Source organism: Pseudomonas sp. ADPe, from assembly GCF_014843515.1.
Classification (GTDB): Bacteria; Pseudomonadota; Gammaproteobacteria; order Pseudomonadales; family Pseudomonadaceae; genus Pseudomonas; species Pseudomonas citronellolis.
Genome location: NZ_CP062122.1, coordinates 5,084,815 through 5,096,456 on the forward strand (window position 1 = coordinate 5,084,815; position 11,642 = coordinate 5,096,456).

An 11,642-nucleotide genomic window follows, 5' to 3' on the forward strand; every position below is an offset into this window, starting at 1 on the left:
GCGTCCGGAATCCTCCTGGGTGGTCGTTCAGTAGCGCCGGCCGAGGCGGGCGAGGGCATCGCCGGCCAGGCGGTAGACGGTCCATTCGTCCAGGGGCACGGCGCCCAGGCTGCGGTAGAAGCCGATGGCCGGTTCGTTCCAGTCCAGCACCGACCACTCCAGGCGCCCGCACTTGCGTTCCACCGCCAGGCGCGCCAGTTCGCTCAGCAGCGCCTTGCCCAGGCCCAGGCCACGGGCGCTGGGGCGCACGTAGAGGTCTTCGAGGTAGATGCCGGGCTGGCTCAGCCAGGTGGAGTAGTTGTGGAAGAACAGCGCGAAGCCGGCGCCGACGCCGTCCACCTCGCCGATCAGCACCTCGGCGTAGGGGCGCGGGCCGAACAGGTGCTCATGCATGCGCCCGGCGTCGGCCTTGTTCTCGTGGGACAGGCGTTCGTAGTCGGCCAGCTCGGCGATCAGTTCGAGAATCAGCGGGACGTCGTCGGGGCGGGCGGGGCGCAGCTGGATGCGGGACATGGCGATCTCCTTGAAGCGGACCGCCGAGCATGCCGTGCCGGCCCGGCGCTGGCAACCTCGGCGGTGGGGGATGCGCAGCTGCTGCAGCCGCCCACGCCAGGGGGCTGCGCCTCTTGCATCGGGCCTTGCGCTGGTTATGCTGGGCGCCCTTCGCCCGCGGAAGTGGCGCCATGCCCTCACGTTCATCGCTGATCCTGCTCTGCCTCGCCGCCCTCTGGCTGGCCGCCTGCTATGGCGTGCGCTTCGGCCTGCTGGAAAACGGCAGCTGGGTGGACGTGTGCGCCGACGATGCGGCGCTATGGGCGTGCCAGGCGCGCTCCGGGCTGGGCCTGCTGATCCATTTCGGGGTGTTCGGCCAGGCGGCGTTGGCGGCGTCCGTGCCGGCCTTTCTGCTGCCAGGGCGCATCGGCTGGTGGCTGGCGGTCCTGGCGCTGTTCGTCGGCCTGCTGGCGCTGGTGTTCTACAGCGTGAGCATGGCGGTGTTCGCCGTGGTGCTGGCCGGGCTGCGCCTGGTGCGCCAGCCACGCCCGGCGCGGGCCTGAATCAGGTGGTCGAGGCTGCGGCGGTCACGTACCTTTCCTGGCGCAGGCCGCGCCACAGGGCGCCGGCGAGCAGCAGGGCGATCCCCGCCCAGATCAGCGCCTGGCGGTTGCCCAGCCCTTCCAGCACGAGTTGCGGGACTATGCCCGCGGCGATCAGCAGCGCCAGCAGGCCGGCCTCGCGGCGCGGCGCGGTCGTTGGCCGGCAGAGGTAGACCAGCGCCGGGAACAGCAGCGCCGCGTTGGGGAAGTTGCGGTAGCGCGCGTCGAACACCAGGGCCAGCATCCACACCGCGCCGGCGAAGCCGCTGGCCAGCAGCCACCAGCCGCCGCGGGCCTCCAGCCAGGCCAGCAGGCGCGCGCGCCAACCGGCCCCGGCGCCCAGCGCCAGGGAGAGGTGTGCCAGCACCAACAGGTTGAGCAGCACCAGGTACGCCGCCCACAGCCATTCGTCGAGGAAGGTGCAGATCACCTGGGCCTGGGCGCCCCAGAGGCCAACGCAGGCAGCGCCGAGGGCGGCAGCCAGTGGCTGCAGCAGGGCGTCACGGGCGTGGGCCGGGCGGCCGCCGAGCAGCAGCGCGGCGCCCCACAGCGCCAGCGACAAGGCCAGCCAGCGCGGCCAGTCCGGCTGGTTGGAAACCGGCCCGGCGAGCACGTTCTTGTCCTGCCGGTCGGCGTCGAACAGGCCCCAGTAGCCGCCCACGGCGCCCTCGATACGGCGCTTCCACGGCTGGTCGAAGGCCTCGATCAGGTTGTAGCGCCAGCCGTGCGCCTCGGCCAGGCGCACGAAGTCGCGGATGTAGCGCGCCTCGTTGACGCGGCTGGGCAGGGCGGTCTGGCGCTGGCGGCCCTCGCTGGGCCAGCCGGTCTCGCCGATCAGGATGGCCTTGCCGGGGAAGGCCTGGTCGAAGCGCCGGCGGATGTCCGCGACGTGTTCCAGGGCGCCGTCGATGCCGCTGGGCTGGTTGTCCCAGTAGGGCAGCAGGTGCAGGGTGATGAAGTCGACGCCGCCGGCCAACTGCGGGTGCTTGAGCCAGTATTCCCAGACCTCGGCGTAGGACACCGGCTGGCGCACCTGGCTCTTCACCCGCGCCAGCAGGCCTTCGAGGTACTTGCTGGTGACCTCCTGGCGCAGCAGCGTCTCGTTGCCGACGATTACCGCCTGGACCACGTCGGGGTAGGCGTTGGCCGCCGCTATCAGCTTCTGCACCTCGCGTTCGCTGTCGGCGGGGATGGCGTTGATCCAGGCGCCGAGGATCAGCTTCAGGCCATGCTTGCGGGCCAGCTCGGGAATGCCCTCCAGGCCGCTCATGGAATAGGTGCGCACGCAGGTGAAGCGCGTCGCCAGCAGCGCCAGGTCGGCGTCCATTTGTTGAGGGCGCAGGGTGAAGGGCTGGTCGAAGGGCGACTGGTCCTTGCCGAAGGGGCTGTAGGAGGCGCACTGCAGCTTGTGCGTGGGGCCGGCCGCGTCGGGCAGGACGATGGCGCGGCCTTGCAGGTACCAGGTGGCGCAGAGGGCAAGGGTGGCCAGGAGCAGACCGAGACAGTAGGCTGAAAAAGGATGGCGCTGGAATCTGGGCATGGGCGCGGTGCTTTCGAGCAGGTCGCGCATCTTAGCAATGCCCCGCCTCCGGCGTCTGCGCAGACGAGCGTGGGATGGCTCTCTGGCATCAGTGGGGGACACGAGCATGTCGTAAATGCTCCGTGGTTGTCGCAATTGGACAGTCGTTGTCGCGTACCAGCAGGTTGCGCGTCGTTCTCGGAGCAGCCCGCCAGCCCCTCGCGCAGATGATGGAGGGGCGGCCAAGACCGTCCCGGAGCGCTCGTTCCGGTGAACCTAGAACAAGGGGAGACTCTTATGCGAATGATGCGACGACTGATGGGCCTGGGTGCGGGGCTCGTGCTGTCGGCGGCAGCGGGCCTGGCCGGTGCGGCGGCCAAGCCGGAGATCACCATCGGCTACGTGGATGGCTGGTCGGACAGCGTGGCGACCACCCACGTGGCCGCCGAAGTGATCCGCGAGAAGCTCGGCTACCCGGTCAAGCTGATGCCGGTGGCGGCCGGGATCATGTGGCAGGGCGTGGCCCGCGGCAAGCTCGACGCCATGCTCTCGGCATGGCTGCCGGTGACCCACGGCGCCTACTACGCGAAGATGAAGGACCAGGTGGTCAACCTGGGCGTCAACTACCCCGGGGCGAAGATCGGCCTGATCGTGCCGGAGTACGTCAAGGCCAACAGCATCGAAGACCTCAAGGCGATGAAGGACGACTTCGGCGGCCGCATCGTCGGCATCGACGCCGGCGCCGGGGTGATGCTCAAGACCGACCAGGCGATCAAGGACTACGGCCTGGACTACAAGCTGGTGGCCAGTTCCGGCAGCGGCATGATCGCCGAGCTGACCCGCGCCGAGAACGACAAGAAGGCGGTGGCGGTGACCGGCTGGATTCCGCACTGGATGTTTGCCAAGTGGAAGCTGAAGTTCCTCGATGATCCGAAGAAGGTCTACGGCGAGGAAGAGCACGTCGACAGCGTGGCCAACCCGGCGCTGGAGAAGAAGGCCCCGGAAGTCTGGGCGCTGCTGAAGAAGCTGCAGTGGAAGGACGGCGCGGAGATCGGCCAGGTGATGCTCGCCATCCAGGACGGCGCCAAGCCCGAGGAGGCGGCCAAGCAGTGGGTGGCCAGCCATCCGGACCGGGTGAAGGAGTGGACGCAGTAAGGCTTTGCCTGGCCTGGCGGTAGGTTGCTGCCGGGTCGGTGGAGGTTGTGAGGAGAGCCGCTTCCTTTTTGGGGGAAGCGGCTTTTTTGTTTGTTGGGGGCTGTTCGTGCCACCGGGGCGCCTGGCGTGGCCGGCGAATCCAATCGCGGACAAGGTCCGCTCCTACGCCCGGCCTTCCTGGAACTGTAGCGGGCCCTGCCCGCGATTTCGCGCGCAGGGCGCGCTCCTACATGGGAATGGTGCGGGTGGGCGGCGTAGGAGCGGCTCCTGCGAAGAGCCCACGGCGTGGCCGCCAAGGCTCAACCCATCCTACGAAAATCATCCTGGCGCGGTCGGCAAATGACGGGAGTGGAGGAGGGTGCCGGACTGGCAAGCCACTCCGAACGGTCCCCTCTCCCTCTGGGAGAGGGCTGGGGTGAGGGCGCCCTTGAACCCAGCACCATAACTCCCGGCAAACCCCATTCGCGAGCAAGCTCGCTCCTACAGGTACCTCCGCCATTTCTTCGCCGAAGGCTCTAGAAAGCCCCTCCCAGCCCGCTACGACTAAAGTCGTCTGGAGGCCTTGCACCAGAGTCCTAAAGTGGGGATCGACGACATCCGCGTCATCCCCCGCTGTGAGGACAAGAACAAAATGAACGACAGCATCTACCAGCGGATTGATACCAATCCGCGCTTCAAGGAACTGGTGGCCAAACGCGAGCGATTCGCCTGGCTGCTCTCACTGATCATGCTGGGCCTGTACGTGGCCTTCATCCTGCTGATCGCATTCGAACCACAAGTGCTGGGCACCAAGGTGAGCCCCGATTCCTCGGTGACCTGGGGCATTCCCCTGGGCGTCGGGCTGATTCTGTCCGCCTTCGTCCTCACCGGCATCTACGTGCGCCGCGCCAATGGCGAGTTCGACCGCCTGAACCAGGAAGTCCTCAAGGAGGTCCAGCAATGATCGCCCGCCTGTTCGCGGCCCTCGGCCTGGCCGCCTTCGCCCCCGCCCTCTGGGCCGACGCCCTGACCGGCGACGTGCAGCGCCAGCCAATCAACGTCTCGGCGATCGTCATGTTCGTCGCCTTCGTCGGCTTCACCCTGTGCATCACCTACTGGGCCTCCAAGCGCAGCAAGTCGGCTGCCGACTTCTACACCGCAGGCGGCAGCATCACCGGCTTCCAGAACGGCCTGGCGATCGCCGGCGACTACATGTCCGCCGCGTCCTTCCTGGGGATTTCCGCGCTGGTGTTCACCTCCGGCTACGACGGCCTGATCTACTCCATCGGCTTCCTCGTGGGCTGGCCGATCATTCTCTTCCTGATCGCCGAGCGCCTGCGCAACCTCGGCAAGTACACCTTCGCCGACGTGGCCTCCTACCGCCTCAAGCAGAAGGACATCCGCACCCTGTCCGCCTGCGGCTCGCTGGTGGTGGTGGCCTTCTACCTGATCGCGCAGATGGTCGGCGCCGGCAAGCTGATCGAACTGCTGTTCGGCCTGAACTACCACGTCGCCGTGGTCATGGTCGGCATCCTGATGGTGCTCTACGTGCTGTTCGGCGGCATGCTGGCCACCACCTGGGTACAGATCATCAAGGCCGTGCTGCTGCTGTGCGGCGCCTCCTTCATGGCGATCATGGTGCTCAAGCACGTCAACTTCGACATCAGCGCGCTGTTCTCCGAAGCCATCAAGGTGCACCCCAAAGGCGAGGCCATCATGAGCCCCGGCGGCCTGGTGAAGGACCCGATCTCGGCCTTCTCCCTGGGCTTCGCGCTGATGTTCGGCACCGCCGGCCTGCCGCACATCCTGATGCGCTTCTTCACCGTCAGTGACGCCAAGGAAGCCCGCAAGTCGGTGTTCTTCGCCACCGGCTTCATCGGCTACTTCTACATCCTGACCTTCATCATCGGCTTCGGCGCCATCGTGCTGGTGAGCACCAACCCGGCCTTCAAGGACGCCGCCGGCGCCCTGATCGGCGGCAACAACATGGCCGCCGTGCACCTGGCCGACGCCGTGGGCGGCAGCCTGTTCCTCGGCTTCATCTCCGCGGTGGCCTTCGCCACCATCCTCGCGGTGGTCGCCGGCCTGACCCTGGCCGGTGCCTCGGCGGTGTCCCACGACCTGTACGCCAGCGTGATCAAGGGCGGCAAGGCCAACGAGAAGGACGAGCTGCGCGTGTCGAAGATCACCACCGTCGCTCTGGGCGTGGTCGCGATCGTCCTCGGCATCCTGTTCGAGAAGCAGAACATCGCCTTCATGGTCGGCCTGGCCTTCTCCATCGCCGCCAGCTGCAACTTCCCGGTGCTGCTGCTCTCGATGTACTGGAAGAAGCTGACCACCCGCGGCGCCATGATCGGCGGCTGGCTGGGCCTGATCACCGCGGTGGTGCTGATGATCCTCGGCCCGACCATCTGGGTGCAGATCCTCGGCCACGAGAAAGCCATCTACCCGTTCGAATACCCGGCGCTGTTCTCCATGGCCGTGGCCTTCATCGGCATCTGGTTCTTCTCCATCACCGACAAGTCGGCGGCGGCGGACGAGGAGCGCGCACGCTTCTTCCCGCAGTTCATCCGCTCGCAGACCGGCCTGGGCGCCAGTGGCGCAGTAGCCCACTGATGCCTCGCGGCTGACCCGACGAAGCCGGAGGCTCGCCTCCGGCTTCGCCTTTTACGCACTGCCACAAGGGGCTCGCGATGCCCGAGAGCTTCAACTTCTCCGCGCCGCCGTTCGATCAGCTGCGCGCGGGCGAGCGCCAGGCCTTCGCCGAGGCCCTGAGCGTCGCCTACTACACCAGTGGCGAGACCGTTCTCGAAGCCGGCGCGGCGGTACCCTGCCTGTTCATCGTGCTCAAGGGCGTGGTGGAGGAACGCGGCGAGGACGGCCGTTTGTTCGCCCAGTACGCCGGCGACGACCTGTTCGACATCCGCGGGCTGTTCTCCGGCAGCAGCAAGCACGCCTACCGCGCGGTGGAGGAGAGCATCCTCTACGAACTGCCGGCCAGCACCTTCCACCAGTTGTGCGGCGACAACCCCGGCTTCGCCCGCTTCTTCCAGGCCGACCTCGCGGCCAAGCGCCAATTGGCGCGGCGCGACGGGCAGAACCTGGCCGAATTCATCCTCACCCGCATCGCCCGCGAGCACCTGCTGCCGGCCATCGAAGTGGACGCCGGGCTGCCCCTGGGCGACGCCGCGCGCCTGCAGCTCAGCCATGGCGCCGATGCCCTGCTGGTGCGCAGCGGCGGCGAGCTGGGCATCGTCACCCGCACCGACCTGATGCGCGCGCACTTCCGCGACGGCCGCGCCGAGGACGAGGCCATCGGCCCGCTCGCCCACGGCCCGCTGGCCAGTGTCGAGCTGGGCGACTTCCTGTTCGACGCCATGATCCTCATGACGCGCCTGCGCATCGAGCGCGTCGCGGTGCACGAGGAGGGCGAAGTGGTCGGCCTGCTGCACCTGACCCAGGTGCTCAGCCTGTTCTCCACCCATTCCCACGTCCTGGCGCTGCGCATCGCCCGCGCCGAGACCGAGGAGGAGCTGCGCGGCGCCGCCGAGACGCTGCACACCCTGATCGCCACCCTGGCCGGCAACGGCATCCGCCTGCGCTTCATCATGCAGCTGGTCGGCGCGCTCAACGAGCAATTGCTCGAACGCCTCTTCGAACTCTTGATACCGGCGCCGCTGCGCAGCCGCTGCTGCCTGGTGGTGATGGGCAGCGAAGGCCGCGGCGAGCAACTGCTCAAGACCGACCAGGACAACGCCCTGATCCTCGCCGACGACTTCCCCCAGGAACAGGCCCTGGCGCTGATGCAGCGCTTCAGCGAAGCACTGCTGGCCTGCGGCTACCCGCCGTGCCCCGGCGGCGTCATGGCCAGCCACGCGCAGTGGTGCAAGCCGCTGGCCGCCTGGCAGCGCGAGCTGAATGCCACGGCCCTGGAGGGGCGCCCGGAACAACTGCTGCGCCTGTCGATCCTCGCCGACGCCTGGCCGGTGGCCGGCAACCGTCAGCTGTTCGACGGCCTGCGCCAGGGCCTGCTGGGCTTCGCCGCGGACGGCGAGCGCTGGCTGGCGGACATCGCCGTGGCGGCCCTGCAGTTCGACACCCCGCTGACCTTCCTCGGCCAGCTGAAGACCCGCGAAGAACACCTGGACATCAAGCGCGGCGGCATCTTCCCCATCGTCCACGGCTGCCGCGTGCTGGCCCTGCGCGAAGGGCTGGAGGCGCGCGGCAGCCTGGCCCGGCTGGAGGCGCTGAAGGCGCGCGGCGTGCTCGACGAGGGCCTGGCGGAGAACCTCGCCGAAGCCTTCGAGCTGTTCCTGCAACTGCGCCTGGTCCAGCAACTGGCCGGCGAGCGCGATGGCCGCCAGCAGGGCCTGGACGTCGCCCGCCTGAGCCGCCACGAGCGCGATATGCTGCGCTTCGGGCTGCATGCGGTGAAGAAGTTCAAGCAGAGCCTGGAACGGCAGTTCCACCTGGAGAGCCGATGAACGCCCTGGTGAAGATTCCCGACCATCACTGGTCCGGCTGGCGCCGCCGGCTGTACTGGTGCCTGCACGCCCCGGAGGAGGCCGAGGAGATCGTCTCCCTGGACCTGGAGACCACCAGCCTCGACCCGCGCAAGGCGGACATCCTCAGTATTGGCGCGGTGCTCATCCGCCGCGGCAAGCTGGTGCTCGGCGAGCGCCTGGAGCTGCTGGTGGAGCCGCCGGCCAGCCTCGACGGCGAGTCGATCCGCATCCACAAGCTGCGCCGCGCCGACCTCGAAGGCCAGTTGCCGCTGGAAGAGGCGCTGCGCCGGACGCTGGCCTTCATCGGCGACCGCCCGCTGCTGGGCTACTACCTGTCGTTCGACGTCGCCGTGCTGCGCCGCCACCTGCGCGAGCGCCTGGGCGAGGCCCTGGGCAACCCGCGCATCGAGGTCTCCGCGTTGTACCAGCGCAAGATGGCGCGGCGCTACCCGGACCTGCACCTGGACCTGCGCTTCGACACCCTGGCGCGCACCCTGGGCATTCCCGTGGAAGGCCGTCACACCGCGCTGGGCGATGCGCGCAGCGTGGCGCTGATGTTCCTGCGCCTGCGCAAGGGCTCGCTGCCCGACCTGCAGCACTGAGCCCGCGGCGCAGAAAAACTGAATCCCGGCGTTGCGGCGCCAGTCCCAATAGCAGGTGGGCAGCCCGTGCGCTGCCCGTTCCGCGGACGCGGGCCGGCATTGCCGGCGTGCCGTCCGACTGCCTACGGGAGGCGCACCATGGGAACCATTCTGCTGGTCATCCTCATCCTTCTGCTCATCGGCGGCCTGCCGGTGTATCCCTATTCGCGTAGCTGGGGCTACGGGCCCTCGGGGATCCTCGGCGTGGTCCTGGTGGTGCTGCTGGTCATGCTCCTGCTGGGCTACGTATAGCGTGAACCCTTTGCGGTTCGCCGCCGGCGCAAGGTGCGCAAAGTGATCCAGGACACAGCCCGCCGTCCGCCCACGCCCTACCATGATGGCCTTTTGCAGGACGGGGGAAAGGGAATGCTCGGAGTCGTACTGGTCGCCCTGGGCAGCCTGTGGCTGCTCGGCCAGTTGCTCAGTGGCCTGGTGGCGCTGCCGGCGGCGGACTGGCTGGCGCGGGAGAGCGATCCGCAACGTTACTGGCAGTTCGTCTATTTCGCCCCGGCCCTGCTGCTGGCGCTGGGTTTCTTCCTGTTGCGCTACCGCGTGCATTCGTTCGCCGGCCTGCGCCGCGAGAAGGTCAATTGCGCGGCCTTCGTGCTGATCTTCGCGGGCGTCGCGCTGGTTCTCGGGAAGCTTTCCTGTCTGCTGCTTCCATTGTTCTGAAGGCCGCGCCTTACCTGGCTGTGGCGCCGGTTTGCCGGCGCCATTCAGCAGCCTGATTAAAGCGCAGCGCGGGCGGGGCCTTGGCTACACTGCCGGACAATTCCCCGGACAAGACAAGGCAACCCCCCTATGCAAAACCGCATGATGATCACCGGCGCCGGTTCCGGCCTGGGCCGCGAAATCGCCCTGCGCTGGGCCCGCGAAGGCTGGCGCCTGGCCCTGGCCGACATCAACGACGACGGCCTGGCCGAAACCCTGCGCCTGGTGCGCGAGGCCGGCGGCGACGGCTTCACCCAGCGCTGCGACGTGCGCGACTACAGCCAGTTGACGGCGCTGGCCCAGGCCTGCGAGGAGAAGCTCGGCGGCATCGACGTTATCGTCAACAATGCCGGCGTGGCCTCCGGCGGCTTCTTCGAGGAGCTGTCGCTGGAAGACTGGGACTGGCAGATCTCCATCAACCTGATGGGCGTGGTCAAGGGCTGCAAGGCCTTCCTGCCGCTGCTGGAGCGCAGCAAGGGGCGCATCGTCAACATCGCCTCCATGGCCGCGCTGATGCAGGGCCCGGCGATGAGCAACTACAACGTGGCCAAGGCCGGCGTGGTGGCCCTGTCGGAAAGCCTGCTGGCCGAGCTGAGCCTGGTGGACGTGAAGGTCCACGTGGTCTGCCCGTCGTTCTTCCAGACCAACCTGCTGGACTCCTTCCGCGGCCCCAGCCCGGACATGAAGAACCAGGTGGGCAAGCTGCTGGAAGGCTCGCCGATCAGCGCCGCCGACATCGCCGACTACATCCACCAGGAAGTCGAGCGCGGCAGCTTCATGATCCTGCCCCACGAGCAGGGCCGCCTGGCCTGGCAGGTCAAGCAGCAGAACCCGCAGGCGATCTACGACGAGATGACGCGCATGGCGCAGAAGATGAAGGCCAAGCAGCGCAGCCTGGCCTGAGTTTTCGCACCGCTTCGGTGCAAGCGAAAACAGCGCTTGCCCAGGGCGGTGCAAAAGCGTAGTTTTGCTTCACCGGCCTGCCTGCCGATGTAAGTTGGACCCCAGTGAAAGCCCCGCCTCCATCGCGGGGCTTTCGCTTTTCCGGGCCGGGCCACGCAACATTGCCGCCCGGCGCTTCCGTGGCGCCAGCGCCTGTGCTAGAAGGCAGCGTCGTCCAGAGGGAGTCTCACCGTCTTGCAGTCCGAATCCATCGTCTATGGTTGCATCCGCGACTGGCCCGGCGACTCCATGGAGCGGCGCCTGCGCCGCGCGGCCAACCGCAAGGTGCTGGACAGCCTGCCGGTGGGCGAGGCCTGGCCGTTCCTCGGCCGCGAGATGTTCAGCCGCTGCGAGCAGGAAGGCGCCGGCCTGTACCAGTCCCAGGTGATCCACTTCGGCGCCAGCTACCCGGCCATCGAATACGAGTGGAACCTGTGGGTGGAGCAGTTCGAGGCGCTGCTCAAGCGCCTGTACTGGGCCAGCGCGGTGGTGCACCTGGAAACCGAACTCAACGGCTGCCACACCTTCCGCTGGGAATCCGAACGCGGCTTCCACAGCCCCCAGGAAGGCGACCTGCGGGTACGCTGCGCCTGGGAACGCGAAGGCGGCCTGCGCGGCTGAGCCGCCAAGGAAAGCGAGATGCTCAACTACCTGTGGTTCCTCCTGGCCGCGTTCTGCGAGATCGCCGGCTGCTACGCCTTCTTCCTCTGGCTGCGCCTGGACCGCACGCCCCTGTGGATAATTCCCGGGCTGTTCAGCCTGCTGTGCTTCGCCCTGCTGCTGACCCGCGTCGAGGCGGCCTATGCCGGGCGCTCCTATGCGGCCTATGGCGGCATCTACGTGGCGGCGTCGCTGTTCTGGTTGGCCTATGTGGAGAAGAGCCGGCCGCTGTGGAGCGATTGGCTGGGCGTGGCGCTGTGCATCGTGGGGGCGAGCGTGGTGCTGCTGGGGCCGAAGTTGGCGCCTTGATGGGGGGCTGGCTTTTCGTAGGAGCGAGCTTGCTCGCGAACAAGCTCCCCGGTGACTCCGCTGCCGGGCCCACCTCTGTTCCCTCTCCCTAACCCTCTCCCTGAAGGGAGAGGGGACCGTTCGGCGT

Annotated in this window: 13 protein-coding genes; 11 read left to right on the forward strand and 2 right to left on the reverse strand. The window is 68.0% G+C overall.

The window, feature by feature from the left end:
* Nucleotides 1-27 precede the first annotated feature (27 nt).
* Complete coding sequence (locus IG194_RS23175) at nucleotides 28-513, reverse strand: GNAT family N-acetyltransferase (protein ID WP_058488865.1); 486 nt, start codon at nucleotides 511-513, stop codon at nucleotides 28-30.
* Between the two features lie 170 nt (nucleotides 514-683).
* Here IG194_RS23175 and IG194_RS23180 point away from each other — a divergent pair, with 170 nt between their 5' ends.
* Nucleotides 684-1,055, forward strand: coding sequence for a hypothetical protein (locus tag IG194_RS23180; RefSeq protein ID WP_009620497.1), 372 nt, complete (start codon nucleotides 684-686; stop codon nucleotides 1,053-1,055).
* 1 nt (nucleotide 1,056) lies between these two features.
* On the opposite strand, the gene IG194_RS23185 is transcribed toward IG194_RS23180, so the two are convergent.
* Nucleotides 1,057-2,664, reverse strand: coding sequence for a beta (1-6) glucans synthase (locus IG194_RS23185; protein WP_412535690.1), 1,608 nt, complete (start codon nucleotides 2,662-2,664; stop codon nucleotides 1,057-1,059).
* A 246-nt stretch (nucleotides 2,665-2,910) separates the two neighbouring features.
* On the opposite strand from IG194_RS23185, the gene IG194_RS23190 reads away from it, so the two are divergent.
* The 10 genes from IG194_RS23190 (at nucleotide 2,911) to IG194_RS23235 (ending at nucleotide 11,515) form a co-directional block, all read left to right on the forward strand.
* Nucleotides 2,911-3,768 carry a glycine betaine ABC transporter substrate-binding protein gene (locus tag IG194_RS23190; protein ID WP_043315653.1) on the forward strand — a complete coding sequence of 286 codons (858 nt, stop codon included), beginning with the start codon at nucleotides 2,911-2,913 and terminating at the stop codon, nucleotides 3,766-3,768.
* A 631-nt stretch (nucleotides 3,769-4,399) separates the two neighbouring features.
* Entirely contained in the window at nucleotides 4,400-4,711 is a 312-nt protein-coding gene (locus tag IG194_RS23195) for a DUF485 domain-containing protein (RefSeq protein ID WP_024128557.1), read from the forward strand.
* The gene (locus tag IG194_RS23200; RefSeq protein ID WP_009620490.1) at nucleotides 4,708-6,363 is read left to right on the forward strand and encodes a cation acetate symporter; all 1,656 of its coding nucleotides are present in this window, start codon (nucleotides 4,708-4,710) and stop codon (nucleotides 6,361-6,363) included. Before IG194_RS23195 ends, IG194_RS23200 begins: the two co-directional genes overlap by 4 nt.
* 77 nt (nucleotides 6,364-6,440) lie before the next feature.
* On the forward strand, nucleotides 6,441-8,231 hold the full coding sequence (locus tag IG194_RS23205) for a DUF294 nucleotidyltransferase-like domain-containing protein (RefSeq protein ID WP_058488866.1): 1,791 nt from the start codon (nucleotides 6,441-6,443) through the stop codon (nucleotides 8,229-8,231).
* Entirely contained in the window at nucleotides 8,228-8,854 is a 627-nt protein-coding gene (locus tag IG194_RS23210; RefSeq protein ID WP_058488867.1) for a 3'-5' exonuclease, read from the forward strand. Before IG194_RS23205 ends, IG194_RS23210 begins: the two co-directional genes overlap by 4 nt.
* Before the next feature lie 138 nt (nucleotides 8,855-8,992).
* Nucleotides 8,993-9,145 carry a DUF3309 family protein gene (locus IG194_RS23215; RefSeq protein WP_009620484.1) on the forward strand — a complete coding sequence of 51 codons (153 nt, stop codon included), beginning with the start codon at nucleotides 8,993-8,995 and terminating at the stop codon, nucleotides 9,143-9,145.
* 114 nt (nucleotides 9,146-9,259) lie between these two features.
* Nucleotides 9,260-9,565 carry a hypothetical protein gene (locus IG194_RS23220; protein ID WP_009620483.1) on the forward strand — a complete coding sequence of 102 codons (306 nt, stop codon included), beginning with the start codon at nucleotides 9,260-9,262 and terminating at the stop codon, nucleotides 9,563-9,565.
* Between the two features lie 129 nt (nucleotides 9,566-9,694).
* A complete protein-coding gene (locus IG194_RS23225) occupies nucleotides 9,695-10,507 on the forward strand; it encodes an SDR family oxidoreductase (RefSeq protein WP_009620482.1) in 813 nt (270 codons plus the stop codon).
* Between the two features lie 234 nt (nucleotides 10,508-10,741).
* Nucleotides 10,742-11,167, forward strand: a complete 426-nt coding sequence (locus tag IG194_RS23230; protein ID WP_043271029.1) for a hypothetical protein — start codon at nucleotides 10,742-10,744, stop codon at nucleotides 11,165-11,167.
* A gap of 18 nt (nucleotides 11,168-11,185) precedes the next feature.
* Nucleotides 11,186-11,515: a YnfA family protein gene (locus IG194_RS23235; protein ID WP_009620480.1), complete on the forward strand. Its 330-nt coding sequence runs from the start codon at nucleotides 11,186-11,188 to the stop codon at nucleotides 11,513-11,515.
* Nucleotides 11,516-11,642 lie beyond the last annotated feature (127 nt).